Origin of the sequence: Chryseobacterium tructae (genome assembly GCF_030409875.1) — a bacterium.
In the GTDB taxonomy this organism is placed as follows: domain Bacteria; phylum Bacteroidota; class Bacteroidia; order Flavobacteriales; family Weeksellaceae; genus Chryseobacterium; species Chryseobacterium tructae.
Map to the genome: position 1 here is coordinate 1 of NZ_JAUFQR010000003.1, position 22,366 is coordinate 22,366.

The following is a 22,366-nucleotide window of genomic DNA, read 5'->3' on the forward strand; positions in this document are numbered from 1 at the left end:
GGGTGTATGAAAGAGTTGAATATTAAAATCTTTAGTCACATAAATATGCTTTCAAGGGTGGATAAAAAAATTCCGTAAGAATCCTTAGAGTAGGCTTCTTACGGAATGATTGTAAAACCGAGGTTTCTATTTTTAGTTCAGAACGTAGGATGTTCCGTCTCTTCCATCTTTTAATTCTATCCCTTCAGCTAGTAGTTTATCTCTGATCTGGTCTGAAAGTTCGAAGTTTTTGGATTTTCTTGCTTGATTCCTAAGTTCAATCAAAACTTTTAGGGTCTGATCTAATTTTTCATTATTGTTTTCTTCTACTGCCTGTAATCCTAACACGTCAAAAATAAATGCATTCAATGTTAATTTCAACTCTTCAAGATCTGATGTTGAAATTGTTTCTTTACCATCATTTAAAGCAAAAATGTATTTTACGGCTTCAAATAAGTGAGCGATCAGAATTGGAGAGTTGAAATCATCTGTTAATGCGTCATAACATTTATCTTTCCACTCTGTAAGGCTGAATGTTGATTGTTTGTTATCATCAGGAGTAATAGAATTCAATACTTTCACGGCTTCCATCAATCTGATAAATCCTTTTTCACTGGCAATCATAGCATCATTGGAAATATCCAAAACACTTCTGTAATGTGCCTGTAGGAAACAGAAACGTACAATTGACGGGTGGAAAGATTTTTCAAAGAAATCATTATCTCCTGTTACCAACTGCATCGGAAGGATATAATTTCCTGTAGACTTACTCATACGTTGAGAATTCATGGTCAACATATTGGCATGCATCCAGTAATGTACTGGTGCAGCTCCATTGCAAGCTTTTCCTTGGGCAATCTCACATTCGTGGTGTGGAAATTTCAAGTCCATTCCTCCTCCATGAATGTCAAAGGTTTCACCTAAATACTTAGTACTCATCGCTGTACACTCAAGGTGCCATCCTGGGAATCCTTCTCCCCAAGGAGAATTCCATCTCATGATGTGAGCTGGAGATGCTTTTTTCCAAAGAGCAAAATCCTGTGGATTCTTCTTTTCGCCTTGCCCATCAAGATCACGGGTATTGGCAAAAAGTTCTTCTATATTACGTTTTGAAAGTTCACCGTAGTTCAGTCCTCTTCTATTGTATTCTAATACATCAAAATATACAGAACCATTGCTTTCGTAAGCAAAACCTGTATCTATTAATTTTTGAGTAAGCTCGATTTGTTCTACAATATGTCCTGTTGCTGTAGGCTCGATATTAGGAGGAAGCAGATTAAACATCTCTAGAACTTTATGGAAATCTACAGTGTATTTTTGTACAATTTCCATGGGTTCCAATTTTTCAAGACGAGTTTGCTTAACGAATCTATCATTATTTACGTCTCCGTCATCAGTAAGGTGCCCTGCATCGGTAATGTTTCTTACATATCTTACCTTATATCCTAAATGCATTAGGGTACGGTAGATAAAATCGAAAGACAGGAAAGTTCTTACGTTTCCCAAATGCACATTGCTGTACACTGTGGGTCCGCAGACATACATTCCTACATTTCCTTCTAAGATGGGTTTGAATATTTCTTTTTCCGCTGTAAGCGAGTTGTATATTTTTAGTTGCATTTATTTTTTATTAAAAGATTCAATAGTTTTAAGATTCAAAAATTAGTTAAAATAAAAATCTGTCACAACAAATAATTGTCGTGATAAAAATTTTATGTGAAACTTTTTTAAATTTTATCATAATTAAATCGATTCTAAATGATGCTGCAAATGATCTACATAATCCTTAATCAGAAATTCTAGTGTAAAACTTTGAGGTTCTGTTTTGGTTGTATCACAAGTTCTCTGTAATGCTTCATCAGGAATATTTTCAACGATATGAACAACCTGGTAGTTTAAGGCTTTCCAAAGACCGATCACATCAGCCGTTGGAATATTCTGATAGTTCTGAGCTTTTACCCAGGCATTCTGATCGTATACGATATTCTCGTTCTCTTTATATTGAGTGACTACAAATCTACGGATATTTGTAAAAGCACTGTCACAAAGATGGCCAATTATTTCTTTTTTTGACCATTTTTCCGGTGTTACTTTGTAAGTCCATTCTTCTTCAGAAATTGTCTGGAATCTCTGAAGCTCTGCATCTACAATATTTTTTAAGACATGGCAGTTCATTAATTAATCTAGTTTTGCATGGCTTCCTACATAATGTAAGAACTCTTGTCTTGTAATTGGATTGGTTCTGAAGATTCCACTTAATTCTGCTGTAATAGTAGAACTTGCGGTGTCTTTAATTCCTCTACAGTTTACACAAAGGTGTTTGGCATCAATGATACATGCTACATTTTTTGTTCCTAAAGCTTCTTTCAGAGCTTCTACAATCTGCATTGTTAATCTTTCCTGAACCTGTGGTCTTTTTGCATAATAATCCACAATTCTGTTAATCTTTGAAAGACCAATTACTTCTCCATTAGAGATATAAGCAACGTGTGCTCTTCCTATGATAGGTAAGAAGTGGTGTTCACAAAAAGAGTATACCGTGATATCTTTTTCCACCAACATCTGACGGTATTTATATTTATTGGAAAATGTAGAGATACCCGGTTTATTTTCTGGAAGAAGTCCTCCAAAAATCTCGTTCACATACATTTTAGCAACACGCTTCGGAGAATCCTTTAGAGAGTCATCGGTCATATCTAATCCTAATGTTTCCATGATTTCTCCAAAAAGCTCAGTAATTTTCTCAATTTTTTCCTGTGGCGATTTATCAAAAGCATCTTCCCTTATAGGCGTATGTTCTTTTCCAGTGAAAATATCATCGTCGTTATCAGTAAAATCAACCATTTTTATTTAATTTGCAGCAAAAATACGGATAATATCGTTTCCATATATTTCAAATGGAGCGAAAATCATTATCTTTTATAACCTACTCTGATTAAAACTATATGATTATTGTCGAAGAAGTACACAACAAAGACCACAAAAGGGAATTTCTGGAATTTCCCGCACAACTTTATCAACATGACAAAAATTATATCCGCCCTTTAGATCAGCACATTGAGGAGATTTTTAATCAAGAAAAGAACAAATTTTTCAGGAATGGAGAGTGTAAGAGATTTCTATTTAAAAAAGATAGTAAAACGGTTGGAAAAGTAGCTGTGTTTGTCAACAACTGCTATGAGCAAAAGCAACTTACCGGAGGTATTGGCTTTTTTGACTGTATTAACGATCAGGAAACCGCCAATTTCATTTTTGATCATTGTAAAAACTGGCTTCAGGAAAAAGGGATGGAGGCGATGGATGGTCCTATCAATTTCGGAGAGCGGGATAAGTTCTGGGGGCTTTTGATTGAAGGCTTTATAGAGCCTTTGTATGGAATGAACTATAATTTCCCTTATTACAAAGATCTTTTTGAAAATTACGGATTTCAGATTTATTTTGAACAACTTTGTTTTACGAGACCTGTATTTGCAGAAGTTTCGCGCGTTTTTACCATTGCTCACGAGAAAAACAGGAGAAATCCGGCCATTTCTGCACAACCTATGAAAAAGAATAATCTTCCTAAGTTTGCTAAAGACTTTACAGAGGTTTACAATAAAGCGTGGGCGGCTCATGGGGAAGGAAAGCAACTTGAAGAAGCCAAGGTTCTGAAAATGTTCAACACGATGAAACCTATTATGAATGAACATATCTCATGGTTTGTGTATGAAAATAATCAGCCTATTGCCATGTGGATCAATCTTCCGGATCTCAACCAGTGGTTTAAATACCTCAACGGAAAGTTTGGAGTTTTTGAAAAGCTTAAGTTTTTGTTTTTAAAGCGATTTAAGAAGAATGAAAAAATGGTTGGACTGGTGTTCGGTGTGGTTCCTGAATGGCAAAGGAAAGGGATTGATGGGTATATGATCTGGGAAGGCACCCAACATTTAAGAAAACACACGGATTTTACGATTACTGAGCTTCAATGGATTGGTGATTTTAATCCTAAAATGATTAAGATTGCGGAGACTCTTGATACTACTGTGACGAGGAAACTGGCGACCTATCGATATTTATTTGATCGGGATAAGGAGTTTGAGAGGCATGTGATTCTTTAGGGTAAGGAAGATGGAGGCTGGAAGATGGGAGTTATTGAAGTCTGATGATTGACTAAAGGCTTAGTTTACTTCTTTTGGAGGCTGCAAATTATTTGATGCAAAGTTTTATTTGCGGCTGTGTTCTTTCTGAGCAGGTGTGTAACCTGCGGCTTTTTAATTTATCTGGATTTATCTTTGTAAGAATTTTCTATAACAGATCCGATTACAATAAAAAGCCCTGTCGTTTAAGACAAGGCTACTTTCATTTTTGGTACTTTTATTAGAATAGCTCACCGGCTACTTTTTTGATGTTATCACTTTTCCCCATTGAGTAAAAGTGTAAAACGGGAACTCCAAAATCCAGAAGTTCTTTGCACTGGGCGATGGCCCATTCTATTCCGATCTGCTTAACGGCTTCATTGTTTTTTGCGTTCTCCACTTCATTGATCAATTCTTCCGGAAGGTCTATTTTGAATACCTGAGGTAAGATTTTCAAGTGCTTTTTGGTGGCAATCGGCTTAATTCCCGGAATGATTGGAACCGTAATTCCCATCTCTCTTGCTTTCTGAACGAATTCAATGTACTTTTTATTGTCAAAAAACATTTGAGTGACGATATAATCTGCTCCGGCATCTACTTTTTGTTTCAGCCATTTCAGGTCATAATTCATGGAAGGTGCTTCCATATGCTTTTCAGGATAGCCTGCTACTCCGATGCAGAATTTATTAAGTTCATCACAAACCTGCTCTTCGTTATGAAGATATTTTCCTCTTCCCAGATTGTTGATCTGGTTTACAAGATCCATGGCACTGGCATGGCCGCCTTGAGTAGGCTCGAAATACTGATGTCCCTTCATAGCATCACCTCTTAGCGCCATCACGTTATCAATCCCCAAATACATACAGTCTACCAAAAGATATTCTGTTTCTTCTTTGGTAAAACCTCCACATAATAAGTGTGGAACGGTATCTACATTATATTTATGCTGAATGGCTGCACAAATTCCCAATGTTCCGGGACGCATTCTTGTGATACGGCGTTCCATTAATCCATTTCCTTTATCTAGATAAATATATTCTTCTCTTGAAGTGGTAACATCGATGAATGGCGGTTGAATTCCATCAACGGGTCTATATTCGTATACAAGTCTTCAATACCAATCCCCTTTTGTGGCGGAACCACTTCTAAGGAAAATAAAGTTTTTCCGTTTGCGTTTTTTATGTGTTCTGTTATCTTCATTTTATTATAGTTGATGATTTTGAGTGAAGATTTTGGATTTTTAATTAAAATTAAATCTACCAGATTGAGGCTTCCCCATTCTCTCTTCTCTTGAATAAATCTCTAGTCTTCTTGAATACTCTTTAAATACCTTTCGGCTTCTACTATTTTTTGAGTTAAAAATTTATTTTGGGTATACGATTCCTTTCTTTTAAGATAAACTATTGTTTCTAACAATTCTTTTTCGTTCAGCTCTGATAAATCATAAAAATCACCTAAAGTAGTAACAGCAGAAAAATTACTATTTTGAATATCTGTAAATCTTGATTTTTGGGTTTTCTTTATATCAACTACAATAAATTTTGCTGTGTCGAGCTCATTTCTACCAGTAATTTCTAAATAATCATCAATGACATTTCTGTCAATGAATATTTTACCTGAGCCACAAGAATGTCTATCATCTCCATTTTTCTTGATACCTGATACCCAAAAAACTTCATCTGTTTCAATATCCTGGCAATTTCCATGACCATTTCCCATCAAGCATCTGTCATTAAAATAAATAGACTTTTTGCTTTTAGAAAATTCCACTTTTGCAATCCAGGCAGGGCCATCATCAGCAAAACCTGTTTTAAGTTCCAAATATTTAATTAAAAATCTCATCGTATTAATCTGCTAAATTTGGTGACAACCACTTTCTCGCTTCCTGTAAAGAAATTCCTTTTCTCTCTGAGTATTCTTTTAATTGGTCTTCTGCGATTTTTCCCAGTCCGAAATATTTTGCATGTGGGCTTCCGAAATAATATCCTGAAACAGCTGCTGTAGGGAACATTGCCAGACTTTCTGTCAAATACACTCCAATATTTTCTTCAACTTTCAATAAATCCCAGATCGCATGTTTTTCCAAATGGTCAGGACAAGCCGGATATCCCGGTGCTGGACGGATTCCTTTGTATTTTTCTGCAATCAGTTCTTCATTGCTTAAATCTTCCTGAACGGCATATCCCCAATATTCTGTTCTTACTTTCTTGTGTAAAAATTCGGCATAAGCTTCTGCAAAACGGTCTGCCAAAGCTTTTACCATGATCGCATTATAATCATCATTGGCTTTTTCATATTCTTCTGCCAACTCATCTGTTCCGAAACCTGTGGTTACACAAAATGCTCCCATATAATCTGTCTTTCCCGAACTTTGTGGAGCGATGAAGTCGCTTAATGCCAGATAATCTTTACCTTTTGATCTTTGAGCCTGCTGTCTTAGGGTTAAAAACTTAACCTTTTCGTTATTATTTTCATCAAAAATCAGAATATCATCTGTTTCGTTAGAATTGGCTTTAAAGATTCCGAAGATTGCCTTTGCCGTTAACAGCTTTTCATCCAAGATTCTCTTTAAAATAACCTGTGCATCTTTGAAGAGTTCTTTTGCCTGTACTCCTACCACCTCATCTTCTAAGATATTCGGGTATTTCCCATGAAGATCCCAGCTTCTAAAGAATGGTGACCAATCGACGAATGGTAATAATTCTCTTAAATCCTGATTTTCGATTACTTTTATACCTAGATTATTCGGAGTGAAGATTTCTTCGTTTTCCCAATCTATTTTGAAACGGTTCTCTCTGGCTTCTTCAATGGACACATAATCTTTATCCACTTGTCTGTTCAGGAATTTCTCTCTGAAATCAGAATAATCGTTCTTCAGGTCAGAAACATATTCTTTATTTCTGTCTCCCAATAATGAGCTTACCACGTTTACCGCTCTTGAGGCGTCATTAACGTGAACAACGGCATTTTTATATTTCAAATCGATTTTCACTGCGGTATGTGCCTTTGAAGTAGTAGCACCACCAATCAATAATGGAAAATCAAGGTTTTGTCTTTCCAATTCTGAAGCGATATATACCATCTCATCAAGACTTGGTGTAATCAATCCACTTAATCCGATGACATCTACTTTTTCTGCAATGGCAGTCTGAATAATTTTTTCAGCTGGAACCATTACTCCAAGGTCTACGATTTCGTAGTTGTTACATCCTAAAACTACGCTTACAATATTTTTTCCAATATCATGAACATCACCTTTTACGGTTGCCATCAAGATTTTTCCATTGGCTGGTCTTGATCCGTCTTTTTCAGCTTCAATATAAGGCTGTAAATAAGCGACAGCTTTTTTCATTACCCTTGCTGATTTTACAACTTGTGGAAGGAACATTTTCCCACTTCCAAATAAATCACCCACAACGCCCATTCCTGTCATCAGATTGATTTCAATAACATGAAGGGGCTTTGCAGCTACCTGTCTGGCCTCTTCTACATCTTCTTCAATAAAACGGTCAATTCCTTTTACCAAGGCATAGGTAATTCTTTCCTGCAAAGGATTGTTTCTCCATTCCAGATCTTCAACCTTTTCTTTCTTAACTGATTTATGTTTTTCGGAATAATCAAGAAGTCTTTCTGTAGCGTCTTCTCTCTTATCAAGGATTACATCTTCTACCAGCTCCAGCAATTCTTTATTAATCTCATCATAAACTTCCAGCATCGCAGGATTTACAATACCGATATTCATTCCGGCCTGAATGGCATGGTAAAGGAATACGGAGTGCATGGCTTCTCTTACCGTATCATTTCCACGGAATGAGAAAGAAACGTTGCTTACTCCTCCACTTACGGATGCATAAGGAAGATTTTGTCTTACCCAACGTGTCGCTTCTATAAAATCGATGGCATTTTTTCTATGCTCATCCATTCCCGTTGCTACCGGGAAGATATTTAAGTCGAAAATGATATCTTCTGCCGGGAACCCGATCTGGTTCACCAGGATATCATAAGATCGTTTTGAGATTTCTATTCTTCGTTCAAAATTGTCAGCCTGCCCTACCTCATCAAATGCCATTACAATCATTGCTGCACCATATCTTTTGATGGCTTTGGCATGTTTGATAAATTCTTCTTCTCCTTCTTTTAAACTGATGGAATTTACCACACATTTTCCCTGTGCCACCTGCAGACCTGCTTCCAGGATTTCCCATTTGGAAGAGTCTACCATAATTGGAATTCTTGCAATATCTGGTTCTGATGCTATTAAGTTCAGAAATTTGACCATGCATTCTTTTCCATCAATTAATCCGTCATCAAAATTGACATCAAGTATCTGTGCCCCTCCTTCTACCTGATGGCGGGCAATGTCTAATGCTTCAGAGAATTTCTCCTCTTTGATGAGTCTTAAAAATTTTTTGGAACCGGCAACATTGGTTCTTTCACCAACGTTGATGAAATTACTTTCCGGTGTTATGATAAGAGGCTCAAGGCCTGATAATCTTAAATATTTCATTTTATTCTTCTAAAATATAGTAGGCATTATTTGCATTCTGCCTTAATAAGTCCCTGTGCTTGCCTAAAGCGGTGAACAGCGGAAATCTTTTGTATGCCAAGCCATGTTCTTTAGCAAATTCTTCGATCTCTTCTGTGATCTCATTGTAATACATATAACTGTAATTGGGGAAAAGGTGATGTGCCACATGGAAATTAAAATTTCCTAATACATTTCTTACCCACCAGTTATTTTCTTTTAAATCATTGGTCACTTCAAACTGGTGATGAAGCCAGCTGAATGGAAGACCATTATCTTTATTTAATCTTGGAAAGGCATTATCAGGAAGCGGATGCAGTGGCAATAAAACAAACAATGCAAAAATACTTGCTGCAATCACCTGTAAAAACCAAGCCCCTAAAGCCAAACCAATTGATACTTTAAAGAACACAACCGGAACTACAATTTGATAAAAAAAGTAAAATAGTTTATAACTCACCATTTTCACTTTCTCTATGACAGGGATTCTTCCCTGCGTTTTCAAAATCACTCTTTCCTTGTCAAAGAAATCCCTGAAGTCTCTTATGAACATCCAATTGAATAAATACAGCGGATATACTAAAAAGAAAAACCTATGCTGATACTTCTGAACTCCTTTTGCCTTAATCCAAGGTACTATTAAAAGCAAACCACTCTGCTCAATATCGGTATCCCAGCCATCCACATTCGGATAGGCATGGTGACTTGCGATATGTCTTTTCTTCCAGATATAGGAATTGGCTCCTATGAAATCAAAAATATGCAGCACCGCTTCATTCAGCCTTTTACTTTTAAAGATATTGTTGTGGGCTGCTTCATGGATCAGATTTAAATAAATTAAAACCAGGAAAATTCCCATTAAAACAAAACTCAGGATATATACCCAATGTCTTTCAGCATTTAATACAGCGAAGAAATATAAACCTACATAGATCAGTGGCAAAAGAATCGCTTTGATCTTGATATAAATATCCCTGTTTTCAGGAATGGCTTCTACCCGTTGGTTCACTTTCTTTCTCAGCTCATTAAATAACCTGGCATCATCTGAATCTTTTAAGTAACTCGGCTTTTCCATTATATTAAATTTTGTGATTCACTTAAAGATAATATTTATAATCCAGCCTTCATTATTGATTTTAATTAAAAAAATCTATCTAATTACACAAATTCCTTCAATTTTCTTGGCTCATATTTTTCTACCAGCTCGGCAATCGCCTTGATATGCTCCGGAGTTGTACCACAGCATCCGCCAATAATATTGATCAATCCTTTTTCTGCATATTCTTTGATCTGTCTGGCCATATCTTCCGGTGTTTCATCATATTTTCCAAAGGCATTTGGTAAACCGGCATTCGGATACGCTGAAACATAGAATTCTGAGTTATGAGCCAAAGTTTCCAGGTAAGGCGTTAACTGGTCTGCTCCTAAAGCGCAGTTAAAGCCTACACTTAATAAATTCAGATGGGAAACAGAAATCAAAAAGGCTTCTGCTGTTTGTCCGCTCAATGTTCTTCCTGAAGCATCGGTAATGGTTCCAGAAACCATGATTGGAATTCTTATTCCTCTTTCTTCCTGAAGTTCATCAATTGCAAACAATGCTGCTTTAGCATTCAGGGTATCAAAGATGGTTTCTACCAATAGAATATCTGAACCTCCATCTAATAAAGCTTCACATTGCTGTTTGTAAGCGACTCTCAGCTCTTCAAAAGTAATAGCTCTGTATCCAGGGTCATTCACATCAGGACTTAAGCTTGCTGTTCTGTTGGTTGGGCCTATTGATCCTGCTACGAACCTTGGTTTATCCGGAGTTTTGGCCGTGTATTCATCACAGGCTTTTCTGGCAATTTTGGCCGACTCATAGTTTAGATCGTATACCAGTTCTTCCATGTGATAATCAGCCATCGCAATGGTAGTTCCGGAGAAAGTATTGGTTTCAATAATATCAGCTCCTGCTTCCAGGTATTTCTTGTGTACTTCTTCAATCGCGTGAGGTTGTGTTAGGGAAAGCAAATCGTTGTTTCCTTTTACCGGATGCTCCCAGTCTTTGAAACGTTCACCACGATAGTCTTCTTCTTCAAACTTGTATCGCTGAAGCATGGTTCCCATCGCTCCGTCCAGGACGAGGATGCGTTCTTTGAGGGCTTTGTTTAGTGATTCTATATTTGTCATCTCTTTTATAGTTGTTGAGTGAGGATAGTTTGATAGTTGGTTGGATAGGACTTCGTTCTATCTTTGGGTAAATCGCCCCGTTGGGGCTCTTTGTGATTAATCTAAGGCTTGTTTCAAGTCTGCGATGATATCGTCTACATTTTCCAACCCTACTGAACAACGAACTAATCCTGCAGTAATTCCTACTTCGTTCTTTCTTCATCTGACAATTTAGAGTGCGTTGTAGATGCCGGGTGGGTTACGATCGTTCTTGTATCACCTAAGTTGGCAGACAATGAACACATCTGGATCTTATCTAAGAAGTTTCTTCCGCCTTCTATTCCTCCTTTTATTTCAAAAGCAACGATATTTCCACCAAGCTTCATCTGCTTTTTGGCAACTTCATAGTTTGGATGGGATTTCAGGAATGGATATTTTACAAGTTCTACATTAGGATGATTTTCTAAAAATTCAGCGACCTTTAATGCATTCTCACAGTGTTTTTCCACACGGATGGCTAATGTTTCAAGGCTTTTTGATAATACCCATGCGTTAAAAGGAGACAATGCAGGCCCTGTATTTCTTGCGAAAAGATAGATCTCTCTGATCAGGTCTTCTTTTCCTACTGCAATTCCTCCCAATACTCTTCCCTGTCCATCGATCAGCTTCGTTGCAGAATGTACAACAACATCCGCACCATATTTAATCGGCTGCTGAAGATAAGGTGTTGCAAAACAGTTATCTACAATAAAGATCAGATTATGCTTTTTAGCGATTTGTCCGAAAAATTCCAGATCCAAAATTTCAATCGCAGGATTGGTAGGGGTTTCAAGGTATAAAATCTTTGTATTCGGCTTTATATATTGTTCTACATTCTCTGCATCTCCTGCTTTGAAGTAAGTGGTTTCAATATTCCATTTCGGGAAATACTTGGTGAATAAAGTGTGAGTAGATCCGAAAACCGACTGGCAACTTACAATATGATCTCCTGCACTTAGCAAAGCTGCAAATGTAGAATAGATTGCTGCCATTCCGGTTGCAAAGGCATATCCTGCTTCAGCACCTTCCATTTTGGCAATCTTCTCTGTAAACTCAGATACGTTCGGATTAGAGAAACGGCTGTACAGGTTTTTAGGTTTTTCTTCAGCAAAGCTTGCTCTCATATCTTCAGCATCCTGAAAAATAAAGCTGGAGGTAAGGTATAATGGCGTGGAGTGCTCATCAAACTGAGATCTCTCCGTTTGGGTTCTTATTGCTGATGTTTCGAAATTTTCCATATAGTTTTAATTTGTCTATGTACCAATCTAACAGTGTAACAATGAGATTCTTCGCTTTGTTCAGAATGACAATGATAGCCATTGGTAAACTGATACATTGTTAGATTGTTACATTAATTTATTTTGTTTCACTTAGTCTTAAAATATCACCGAATACACCTCTTGCAGTTACCTGTGCTCCGGCTCCGGCTCCCATAATCACAATTGGATTTTCACCATAACTTTCTGTATAGATTTCAAAGATGGAATCTGAACCTTTCAACTGCCCTAAAGCAGAAGTTGCAGGAACAGAAATCAGTTTTACATCTAACTCCCCTTTGTCTTTCTGTAAATCGCCATGTAAATCTCCCACATATCTCAATACATGACCAGGCTCCTGGTTTTCTTTGATCTTTTGGTATTCTTCATCCAGCTCGTCTAATCTTGTAAGAAATTCTGATTTTGAAACTTCAAGTAAGCTTTCCGGAACCAGATTTTGAATATTGATATCTTCAAATTCATTGATTAAGTCTAGTTCTCTTGCCAAAATCAATAGTTTTCTTGCTACATCATTTCCAGATAGGTCTTCTCTTGGATCCGGTTCAGTATATCCTTTTTCCAAAGCTTCATTGATAATTGTGGAGAATTTATCGTCTCTCAATGAAAAATTGTTGAAAACATAGCTCAATGTTCCGGAAAAAACGCCTTTAATTCTGGTGATATTCTCTCCTGAAAGGTGCAATAATTTAATTGTATCAATTAACGGAAGTCCTGCTCCTACATTAGTTTCATACAGATAACGTCTGTTATTTTTACTCAACGTATATCTTAGTTTACGGTATTCTTCAATCGGAAGGGTGTTGAAGATCTTATTGGAAGAAACCAGATCGAATCCGTTTTCTGCTAATGCATGATAATTTTTAACAAAATCCTTACTTGCTGTATTGTCTACCACAATCAGGTTCTCTAATTGATTTTCATTGGAGAAATTGATGAGTTCCTGAACATCTGAAGAATGTTCTGCCGTTAACACCTCATCAGACCAATTACTATCAAATCCTTTTTTATTGAATGCTATTTTCTTTGAATTGGCTACAGCAACAACTTTCAGATCTACTTTTTTACGTCTTTTAATTTCTTCCGAAGACTCAAGAACCTGTTCGATTAATGTTTTCCCTACATTTCCATGGCCAATAATAGCCAGATGAACGGTCTTCGGTTTTTTGAAGATCTCAGATTCTATAATGTTTCTGGTTTTTTCATCCTGTGAAGAAGTCACTACAATGTTCACTCTGTTTTCACCGGCAACCTGATTGAGCAGCAATGGGAAAACATTGTTTCTAGCCAATTCTGCAAAGACTTTATTGGAATCTTCTGCTACAAAACCAATCACAGAAACATTGTTGATGCTATATATTTGAGATACTTTTCCTGATTTTCTTTCTGCTTCAAACTCATCAATAAGACAAGCTACTGCTTTTTCAGCATCGTTTTCGTGAACTAAAATAGAAATTCCGTTTTCTATGGCTTGCTGAGAGATTACTCCCACACTGATACGCGCTAAAGTAAGCGCTTTAAAAATTCGTCCGTCAATTCCGATTTCTCCTAAGAAATCTTCTCCTTCAAATTTGACAATTGATCTGTTCTTCAAAAATTTTATTTCTTTAGCATTTTTCATTACTTATAAAATGTTTTTTATGATATTATTTAATTGTTGATATTCCATTAGGAAGGCATCATGCCCGTGTATAGATTGGATCTCGTGATAAGAGACATTCTCCTTTTTCTTTTTCAGATTCTCAAAACACATTCGGATTTCAGAAGCCGGGAAGAATAAATCTGTATCTACGGAGATCATGTGCATTCGTGCTTGTATGCTCTCCAGAGCTATTTCATCAGCATTGATATTCATCAGCAAATGATTCATCAGTTTGTACGCCTGTAAACTAAACCTTTCGTTTAGTGCATTGCCATGATAAACCAGCCAGTCTTCTGATTGTAAGCGTTGCTTTTCCTGATTGTATTTGTTTTGAAATCTGTCATTAAGTGATTCCGGAGTTCTATAACACAACATGGCGTGAATTCTAGCTTTTTGCAATGGTTCATCTTTATCATTCAATAAAAATTTCTGAACCAGACATTGTGCATGCAGCCAATCGTGTGTTCTATAATCACAGGCAATGGGAATAAAAATCTCGGCTAGCTTTGGTTGCTTTGCTAACATTTCCCATGCAATTCCTCCTCCAAGGGAGCCTCCAATAATGGCGTATAAATTTGTAATATGTAAAGCCTCTAATCCTTTCAGAAATATGTTCGCTATATCTGAAGGGGTGAAGTCTTCATAGTCTTCAATTAAAAAATGATCGTATCCGTTTCCGGGGATGTTGAAACACAGAACAGTATATTTGTCGGTATCAACGATCTGATTTTCGCCTACCAATTGTTTCCACCAGCCTTTTTCTCCGGATACGTTTGAATTTCCGGTAAGGGCATGGTTGATTAAAATGACAGGGGCTGTAAACAGGTCTTTCCCGAAAAGCTCATAGCTCAACGAGATATTGTATTCCTTTTGGGAATGAGTTTGATACGAAAGATTAATATAGTTTAGTTCTGTTTTCAATTCTATTATATATTTTAATACAATTGAAAATGCCACAGGAAATGGCTGAAAAGAACTTCAGTAAGTTATCTGTCCAAAATAATTTTGGTAGAACGTAGCACCTTCTTTGCTTGCGCAAAGGGTTGCTAAGGTTTCATAGGGTCTAATCCCTCAACCTTTCTTGATAACATTTTCAATATTTGAATGAACGAATGGTGCAAAGGTAGTTCTTTTCTTTTAAAATCAAAAAAAAATTAATTTAATATTTTAAAAAGCCCTTAAAGACAAGTATTTCAAGGGTATATTAATTATTCTTCAGACAAAAACAATTGGAATTATTTTGCAAAAAAGCTACCTTCGTATGGAAAAATGATGATATATGATCGCCGAAAAAGAAAGATTACAAGATACCAAATGGAAAAACTGGGGACCTTATGTAAGCAACCGGCAATGGGGAAATGTACGGGAAGACTATAGCCCGAACGGAAATGCATGGAACTACACCAATCATAATAATGCGGAAAGTTATACCTATCGCTGGGGTGAAGAAGGTATTGCTGGAATTTCTGATGTAAAGCAATTGTTCTGTTTTGCTCTTTCGTTTTGGAATAAAAGAGACAAAATCGTTAAAGAGCGTTTCTTTGGTCTGAGCAACCCTCAGGGAAACCATGGTGAAGACATCAAGGAAATTTTCTATTATCTGGATAACACTCCTACTCATAGCTATATGAAGATGGTCTATAAATATCCGATTAATGAATTCCCTTATGATGAACTTGTTGCTGAAAACGGAAGACGCAGCAAACAGGAACCGGAATATGAGATCTTTGATACCGGAATATTTGATAATGATGCTTATTTTGATATTTTCATTGAATATTGTAAAGCAGATCACAATGATATTCTGGTAAGGGTTACGGTTTGCAACCGAAGCCAACAAGATGCTCCGATAGTAGTAGCACCAACAGCCTGGTTCAGAAACAACTGGAAATGGGGTTATAATACCTATAAAGGAGAAATGAATGCCTCCGATGACGGAAGTATTACTATTGGACACGACAGTATTTCCATCAAAAAGTTTTATTCAAGAAATGGAAATGCCCAAAGCGTATTCTGCGAAAATGAAACCAATACTCCAAAGCTGTATGGAGCACCACAGGCAGAAATACTTATTTTAAAGATGGGATCAATGATTTTATCGTCCATCATAGTAACACCGTAAACCCTGAAAAAAGAGGAAGCAAAGCTTCTTTTCTAATTGACGAACTCATTGGAGCCGGACAATCTCAGGTCTTTGAATTCAGACTATGTCCTGAGGAAAGTGATGAGCCTTTTGAAAATTTTGATAAAATCTTTGAAATCAGACAATCTGAAGCCGAAGAGTTCTATCATGAAATTCAGAATGATACCACCAATGAAGACGAAAGGAATGTGCAAAGACAGGCCTTCGCAGGCCTTCTATGGAATAAACAATTTTATCACTATAATATCGGGAAATGGCTGAAAGGAGATCCTAATTTTGAAGCTCCAAGAAACTTTAATGACTATGTAAGGAATACCGAATGGAATCATCTTCACAATAAGGATATTATTTCTATGCCTGATAAGTGGGAGTACCCTTGGTATGCAACCTGGGATCTTGCTTTTCATTGTGTACCTTTATCTATTATTGATGCAGAATTTGCTAAAGGGCAGCTTTTACTTCTTACCAAAGAGTGGTATATGCATCCTAATGGACAGCTTCCCGCCTATGAATGGAATATGAGTGATGTGAATCCACCTGTACATGCATGGTCATGCTTCAGGGTTTTTAAAATTGATGAAAAAAACAATGGAAAACCGGATTTATTATTCCTTGAAAAGGTATTCCAAAAGCTGTTGCTCAACTTCACCTGGTGGGTAAATCGAAAGGATAAGAACGGAAAAAATATCTTTGGTGGTGGTTTTCTTGGGCTTGATAACATTGGAGCTTTTGACCGGAATATGGAGCTAAAAGAGGGACAGCATCTCGAGCAGGCAGACGGGACAAGCTGGATGGCGATGTATGCTTTAAATATGATGCGAATCGCTATGGAACTCGCTCAGTATTATCAGGTGTATGAAGATATGGCGATTAAGTTCTTCGAACATTATCTTTATATCGCAGAAGCTATGGAAAACCTGGGCGAAGGTACCAAAGGGCTATGGAATGAAGAAGACGGATTCTTCTATGATGTTCTTCAGCTTGGAAACGGAGATAGTGTTTCTTTACGATTGAGAAGTATTGTCGGGTTAATTCCTTTATTTGCTGTAGAAATTGTAGATCATCGCCTTCTGGAAAAGATGCCCAACTTCAAAACCAGAATGGAATGGATCTTAAAAAATAAACCTGAACTTACTAAACTTGTTTCTCATTGGGATGAGGAAGGCCAGGGAAGAAAGCATCTGATGAGTATTCTCCGCAAGAACAGACTGACAAAGGTATTAACGAGAATGCTTGATGAAAAGGAATTTTTAAGTTCTTATGGTATCCGGGCAATGTCTAAAGTATATGAGGAAAATCCGTTTGTATTCTCTGTTCATGGCAATGAAAATATGGTGTATTATACTCCTGCAGAAAGTGATAGCAGAATGTTTGGCGGAAACAGTAATTGGCGTGGTCCCATCTGGTTTCCTATCAATTTCCTGATTGTGGAAAGTTTACAGCGCTTCCATTATTATTATGGAAACAGCCTGAAAGTAGAATTTCCAACCGGAAGTGGTGAGAAGAAAAACCTGGATGAAGTAGCTCAGAATATCAGCAAAAGGCTTTGTTCTATATTCTTAAAGGATGAACATGGCCAACGAGCTTTCAATGGTGGGAATCCAAAGTTCAATTATGATGAACATTTTAAAGATTACATCACATTCTTCGAATATTTCCATGGTGATAACGGACGTGGCGTAGGGGCTTCTCATCAGACAGGATGGACAGCAACTGTGGCCAAACTTATAAAACCGAGATTGACATTTTAAAAAAAATAACGAATAATAAATCATAGATGCCGGATGTTTCATTCGGCATTTTTCATTCTTCAAATTGATCAAAAAAATAGAAATCAGCGAATTACAATAAAAAAAGCATCAAACATTAACAAAAACTCCATTTCATATTTCTCTTTATTTTATTAGATTTACTTAATTAAAAAAAACAAACAAATATGAAAACAAAATTATTTTTGTTTGCCTCCCTTGTATGTACACTAGGGATGCAAGCGCAGATCGTTGATATTCCTGATACCAATTTAAAAACATTCCTTCTATCATCATCTCCCAGTAATACGATTGCTAAAAACCTAAATGGGAATTATTTTGCAATCGACAGTAATAATGATGGTAACATACAGCAAAGTGAGGCAGATCAGGTAGGCTCATTGGAAATCATCAATCTGGATATCAATGCAACAGGAAATAATCCTATCCAGAATTATCAAGGTGTCTTATCTTTTACCCATATTAAAAATATAAAAATTGATTACTGGAATGTTCCAACTCATCCATTTACGATCAATAACCTTCCTACTCTGGAAAATCTAGAGGTTTCTTTTAATAATTCTGATCCCGGAAATGCATCAATAACCCATTGTTCTAATCTGAAAAACCTTTCTATAAAAGGAATTTATCTACAAAATTTCACAAACAATCCTGCACTTAAAAATTTAAATATTGGATTTACTTCTACTACTTATCAGAATGTCTTATCCACTATTGAAGGGTTATCACAGCTGGAAACTTTGACTTTACAAGGATATTTTTTCACTTCAGGAACAACATCAGGAACTTTAAATCTAAGTCATCATCAATCTTTAACACAGGTTACCATCAATTCTTTAGGATTATCTTCTCTCGATGTAAGCCATTCTAATCTGCTGAATTCGGTTAATATCAATATGGGAGATACATTTCCCGGTTCCTCGCCTAAATATTTTGGAACTCTGAATATAAGCGCTTGCCCTCTCATTACGAACCTAAACATTAATGAAAACTCCAATATAACAGGTCTTATTGCCGAATCTTCACCTAATTTGCAAAGCATTGAGTGTTATTCTAAATATTTAGGAACCTTAAATATCAATAGTTCTCCTGTTTTGCATTCTGTAAAACTTGCTGGCAACGAAGTATTGCTGATGAATAATACTCCGGCTCTAAAGGATATTAAAATTACCAAATATTCAGGAACATCTTTCGATGCTACCAATGCCATAAATCTTGAAAACCTGGAATTAGGGTATTTTGCTTATACCACAGCTCCTATTAATCTTTATGGAAATCTTCAGAATCTAACCATTAATAATAATCTGAAGTTGAAAAAGCTTATTATTGATAACCATACCTTAACTCAATTTGCAATTAATGGATTACCTCAATTGGAAAGCCTATTCATCAGTGCAGGGTATTTTAATGTTAATAATAGTCCTATTCCTGATTTTAATACAGAATTTCTGCAATCAGTAAACATTCAAAATTGCCCTGCGCTTGCTAACGCTTCTTTTAACGGGCAGGAAGGTTTAAAATCCATTGTAATAAAAAACTGTCCTGTTTTACAGGATTTAAATCACAGTAGTTCTACCAATAATTTCACGAATGTTCCCATCTGGGCGTTAAACAGCTTAGAAGTGGAAGACTGTGCTTCTCTTCATTCAGTAAATGTAAGTTATAATACACTGAATCATTTAAAAATTAAAAATTGTCAGAACTTAGAATCTATCGATGTCAGAAGAAATGAATTAACAGCCTATGAGTTCATCAATACCAACAAACTTAAAAATTTAAAATTAACAGGTAATAAATTTACCCATTTGGATATATCCACAATACCAAGTGTTGTGTCATTAGATGGAGCATTTAATTCGTTGCAAACCATTACGGGAACTTCATCCAATCTTAAAAATTTAGGGCTTTTCAGTAACCATCTCACCACTTTGAATATTCAGAATTTCCCTAATCTTGATTCCTTGATTATTGGAAGAAACCGAATGGTAGATGTAGATTTCAGTGGTCATGCTAAAATCAGAATGATCTATGAACATGATCCTGATTATGCTTACAGTAATCTGAATCTCCCTTATGCTAATACACCTAATTATACAAAAACGTTTAATGTAAATAATTGTATCAATTTACAATTAGTTGCTTTTTCGTCATCGACACTGGAAAAGATATATGCCAAAAATGGGGCTAACGAATCGTTATCACTTCCTTATAATGCTTCCAACCTCCAGTATATTTGCTGTGATGCCAGCCAAATCCAAAATGTACAAGACGAGCTTGATATGGGGGGTATAACAGGATGTACTGTAAACAGCGATTGTCCCATTGATAATCTAGTATTGGCAACTTCTACTGCACAGGAAAAATTCTCTGTCAAAATATCTCCTAATCCTACAAAAGGAAATCTTTCTATTAGCTCTGATCAAAAAATATCTTCTATAGAAATCTATGACAGACTTGGAAAATTGATTCAAAAGCAGTCAGGGATCAATGCTGAGACGGCTCAGCTTTCTATCCAACATATACCTTCAGGAGTATATATTGTAAAGGTTATCACTGATAAGGAAACTTTAATAAAGAAAATAATTAAAAATTAATGATGTAAAACTATAAAAGAGAAAACCGGATGAAACATCCGGTTTTCTTTTCTTGTACACAATCTTTTTTTGCCATAGATGCAAGCATATTTTTTTATTTGCATAAACTGGGTTAGAAAAATTAAACCACATAGTCCAATAGTTCTTAGACTGTATAATGCTCATGAATTATTTTATTTGTGCATCCGTGGTAAAATAAAAAATGAGACCCTCAAGCCTCACTATAATTTTAAATCTTTTCTCCGTTTACCCATACTTCATACCCGATTTCTACATTCGGTTCTAATGTTTTTGATACGGAGCAGTATTTTTCGAAAGATAATTCTGCTGCTTTTAAAGCTTTCTTAGGATCAATTTCTCCTTCTAAAAGAAATTTCACTTGCATAGATTTAAAAGGTTTTGCTTCATCTACCTGAACTCTCTCCCCTTCTACTTCTGCCTGAAAGCTTTTGATTTCCTGACGTTGCTTCTTTAAAATAGAAACTACATCTATTCCACTGCATCCGGCTACCGCCATCATGACACTCTCCATTGGGGAAACACCTTTGGCTCCCGGCTGTGATGTATTATCTAAAAGAATGGAATTTCCTTGACTATTTGTACATTCAAATAAAAAATCGTCGTTGATTCTATTAAGTGTTATTTTCATTGTTGCTTGTTGCTTGTTGCTTGTTGCTTGTTGCAAAATTATAAAATTCCTCTGGCTTTTATCTCCAAATATTTATTGATAACATCGATATTCAAATTCTCAGGAAGTGTATAGACTGTATAAATACCGTATTTGCGAAGTTCCTGAATGATCAGTTTCTTTTCAAATTCGAATTTTTCTGCAACGATCTCATCATAGATTTCCTGCATATTTTCTGGATTCTTATTGATTAAGGTCTGCAATTCTGAGTTTTTGAAGAATACCACTACCAATAAGTGATTTTTAGCAATTCCTCTAAGATATTTCAATTGACGGTTTAATCCGTCCAACGTTTCAAAATTCGTAAATAACAGGATCAGACTTCGTTGGTTGATAGAGTATTTTACATCCTGATATAATCTATTGAAATCACTTTCAAAGAAGTCTGTTTTAATATTATAAAGCGATTCTGATATTTTTTTAAGCTGCCCGGATTTATTCTCAGCCGCAATTTTATTTTCAGCCTTTTTAGAGAAAGTCATCATTCCCGCCCGGTCTCCTTTTCTAAGAATAATATGGGATAAAGCCATCGTTGCATTGATGGAATAATCTAAAAGACTCAACCCTTTGAATGGCATCTTCATGGTTCTTCCTTTATCAATCAACATGAAAATACGTTGTGATTTTTCATCCTGAAATTGATTGACCATCAAACGATTGGCTTTGGATGTCGCTTTCCAGTTAATCGTTCTGATATCATCTCCCGGCACATACTCTTTAATTTGTTCAAATTCCATGGTATGTCCCAACTTTCTCACCTTTTTGATTCCACCTAACATAAATTCACTCTGCAAAGCCATCAATTCATATTTTCTTAAATGAATAAATGATGGATATGAAGGCAACATTGCATCTTTCTGGAAATTGAACCTTTTTGAAATTAATCCCAGCGGCGATGAAGCATAAATATTCAAACTTCCGAAATGATATTCTCCTCTTTCCTTAGGCTCTAAGCTATACTGAAAGAATGTATTGGCTCCGGAGCTTATTGTCTTTTCTATCAAAAAGTCTCTTTTCTGAAACTGAAAAGGTATTTCATCAATAACCTTAGTTTTGATCTTAAAGCTGTAGTTATTTTTAATATCAATCTTCACAAAGTTCTCGTCACCATTAGACAGTTTTTCCGGTAATATTCTTTGCGCCTGAATTGCATTTTTTTGATTAAAAATCAGCAAATAGTCAACCATAACTGCAAGAAAGCATAACAATAGTACAATGTGGGCTGCCCACATCAACACCGGGAAGAAAAATGCCAGGACATACAGTATTCCCACTCCGATGAGTGTAAAGAAGAAACGTGTATTGATGTATAAGTTTTTCATTGTTTAGGTGGCAGGTAGCAGTTTATAGGTTTTAGATAGGCATTCATTAACTTCATGGTAAGGGTTATTATTGTAAGGAGTTAATTAAACCATTCAACATTTTTGTTATTTCAATAATGACCTATACC

General features: G+C 36.1%; 13 protein-coding genes, 3 pseudogenes and 1 riboswitch. Of the genes and pseudogenes, 3 read left to right on the forward strand and 13 right to left on the reverse strand.

Annotated elements, in window-relative coordinates:
- Positions 1-132: 132 nt before the first annotated feature.
- From cysS to folE, 3 genes are all read right to left on the reverse strand, one after another.
- On the reverse strand, positions 133-1,599 hold the full coding sequence (gene cysS, locus QWZ06_RS23655; protein ID WP_290301596.1) for a cysteine--tRNA ligase: 1,467 nt from the start codon (positions 1,597-1,599) through the stop codon (positions 133-135).
- Positions 1,600-1,722: 123 nt separating this feature from the next.
- On the reverse strand, positions 1,723-2,154 hold the full coding sequence (locus QWZ06_RS23660) for a DinB family protein (RefSeq protein ID WP_290301597.1): 432 nt from the start codon (positions 2,152-2,154) through the stop codon (positions 1,723-1,725).
- A 3-nt stretch (positions 2,155-2,157) separates the two neighbouring features.
- Positions 2,158-2,823, reverse strand: coding sequence for a GTP cyclohydrolase I FolE (folE, locus tag QWZ06_RS23665; protein WP_045490962.1), 666 nt, complete (start codon positions 2,821-2,823; stop codon positions 2,158-2,160).
- 101 nt (positions 2,824-2,924) lie between these two features.
- Here folE and QWZ06_RS23670 point away from each other — a divergent pair, with 101 nt between their 5' ends.
- Complete coding sequence (locus QWZ06_RS23670; RefSeq protein WP_290301598.1) at positions 2,925-4,076, forward strand: hypothetical protein; 1,152 nt, start codon at positions 2,925-2,927, stop codon at positions 4,074-4,076.
- Between the two features lie 259 nt (positions 4,077-4,335).
- Here the strand turns inward: QWZ06_RS23670 and metF are convergent.
- The 8 genes and pseudogenes from metF to QWZ06_RS23710 all read right to left on the reverse strand — a co-directional run bounded on the left by metF (position 4,336) and on the right by QWZ06_RS23710 (position 14,643).
- A pseudogene (gene metF, locus QWZ06_RS23675) lies at positions 4,336-5,294 on the reverse strand (methylenetetrahydrofolate reductase [NAD(P)H]).
- 102 nt (positions 5,295-5,396) lie between these two features.
- Entirely contained in the window at positions 5,397-5,915 is a 519-nt protein-coding gene (locus tag QWZ06_RS23680) for a hypothetical protein (protein WP_290301599.1), read from the reverse strand.
- Positions 5,916-5,940: 25 nt separating this feature from the next.
- Positions 5,941-8,601 carry a methionine synthase gene (gene metH, locus QWZ06_RS23685; protein WP_290301600.1) on the reverse strand — a complete coding sequence of 887 codons (2,661 nt, stop codon included), beginning with the start codon at positions 8,599-8,601 and terminating at the stop codon, positions 5,941-5,943.
- 1 nt (position 8,602) lies between these two features.
- Positions 8,603-9,694: a fatty acid desaturase family protein gene (locus tag QWZ06_RS23690; RefSeq protein WP_290301601.1), complete on the reverse strand. Its 1,092-nt coding sequence runs from the start codon at positions 9,692-9,694 to the stop codon at positions 8,603-8,605.
- An 83-nt stretch (positions 9,695-9,777) separates the two neighbouring features.
- Positions 9,778-10,788, reverse strand: coding sequence for a homocysteine S-methyltransferase family protein (locus QWZ06_RS23695; RefSeq protein WP_290301602.1), 1,011 nt, complete (start codon positions 10,786-10,788; stop codon positions 9,778-9,780).
- Between the two features lie 96 nt (positions 10,789-10,884).
- Positions 10,885-12,044, reverse strand: a pseudogene (locus QWZ06_RS23700) (O-succinylhomoserine sulfhydrylase).
- Positions 12,045-12,162: 118 nt separating this feature from the next.
- A complete protein-coding gene (locus QWZ06_RS23705; protein ID WP_290301603.1) occupies positions 12,163-13,701 on the reverse strand; it encodes an ACT domain-containing protein in 1,539 nt (512 codons plus the stop codon).
- 3 nt (positions 13,702-13,704) lie between these two features.
- Complete coding sequence (locus tag QWZ06_RS23710) at positions 13,705-14,643, reverse strand: alpha/beta fold hydrolase (RefSeq protein ID WP_290301604.1); 939 nt, start codon at positions 14,641-14,643, stop codon at positions 13,705-13,707.
- 62 nt (positions 14,644-14,705) lie between these two features.
- Positions 14,706-14,813: riboswitch (SAM riboswitch) on the reverse strand.
- 188 nt (positions 14,814-15,001) lie between these two features.
- Between QWZ06_RS23710 and QWZ06_RS23715 the strand changes: the two are divergent.
- A pseudogene (locus QWZ06_RS23715) lies at positions 15,002-17,616 on the forward strand (MGH1-like glycoside hydrolase domain-containing protein).
- Between the two features lie 185 nt (positions 17,617-17,801).
- Positions 17,802-20,228 carry a T9SS type A sorting domain-containing protein gene (locus tag QWZ06_RS23720; RefSeq protein ID WP_290301605.1) on the forward strand — a complete coding sequence of 809 codons (2,427 nt, stop codon included), beginning with the start codon at positions 17,802-17,804 and terminating at the stop codon, positions 20,226-20,228.
- Between the two features lie 229 nt (positions 20,229-20,457).
- On the opposite strand, the gene QWZ06_RS23725 is transcribed toward QWZ06_RS23720, so the two are convergent.
- Both QWZ06_RS23725 and QWZ06_RS23730 read right to left on the reverse strand, forming a co-directional pair.
- A complete protein-coding gene (locus QWZ06_RS23725; protein WP_290301606.1) occupies positions 20,458-20,877 on the reverse strand; it encodes an OsmC family protein in 420 nt (139 codons plus the stop codon).
- A gap of 38 nt (positions 20,878-20,915) precedes the next feature.
- Positions 20,916-22,238, reverse strand: a complete 1,323-nt coding sequence (locus QWZ06_RS23730) for a DUF58 domain-containing protein (RefSeq protein ID WP_290301607.1) — start codon at positions 22,236-22,238, stop codon at positions 20,916-20,918.
- Positions 22,239-22,366: the final 128 nt, after the last annotated feature.

What these genes read in the sequence shown, in the direction of transcription:
- QWZ06_RS23730 (WP_290301607.1), bottom strand. Translation starts at nt 22,238, where the DNA reads ATGAAAAACTTATACATCAATACACGTTTCTTCTTTACACTCATCGGA.
- QWZ06_RS23695 (WP_290301602.1), bottom strand. Translation starts at nt 10,788, where the DNA reads ATGACAAATATAGAATCACTAAACAAAGCCCTCAAAGAACGCATCCTC.
- cysS (WP_290301596.1), bottom strand. Translation starts at nt 1,599, where the DNA reads ATGCAACTAAAAATATACAACTCGCTTACAGCGGAAAAAGAAATATTC.
- QWZ06_RS23725 (WP_290301606.1), bottom strand. Translation starts at nt 20,877, where the DNA reads ATGAAAATAACACTTAATAGAATCAACGACGATTTTTTATTTGAATGT.
- metH (WP_290301600.1), bottom strand. Translation starts at nt 8,601, where the DNA reads ATGAAATATTTAAGATTATCAGGCCTTGAGCCTCTTATCATAACACCG.
- folE (WP_045490962.1), bottom strand. Translation starts at nt 2,823, where the DNA reads ATGGTTGATTTTACTGATAACGACGATGATATTTTCACTGGAAAAGAA.
- QWZ06_RS23690 (WP_290301601.1), bottom strand. Translation starts at nt 9,694, where the DNA reads ATGGAAAAGCCGAGTTACTTAAAAGATTCAGATGATGCCAGGTTATTT.
- QWZ06_RS23720 (WP_290301605.1), top strand. Translation starts at nt 17,802, where the DNA reads ATGAAAACAAAATTATTTTTGTTTGCCTCCCTTGTATGTACACTAGGG.
- QWZ06_RS23705 (WP_290301603.1), bottom strand. Translation starts at nt 13,701, where the DNA reads ATGAAAAATGCTAAAGAAATAAAATTTTTGAAGAACAGATCAATTGTC.
- QWZ06_RS23660 (WP_290301597.1), bottom strand. Translation starts at nt 2,154, where the DNA reads ATGAACTGCCATGTCTTAAAAAATATTGTAGATGCAGAGCTTCAGAGA.
- QWZ06_RS23670 (WP_290301598.1), top strand. Translation starts at nt 2,925, where the DNA reads ATGATTATTGTCGAAGAAGTACACAACAAAGACCACAAAAGGGAATTT.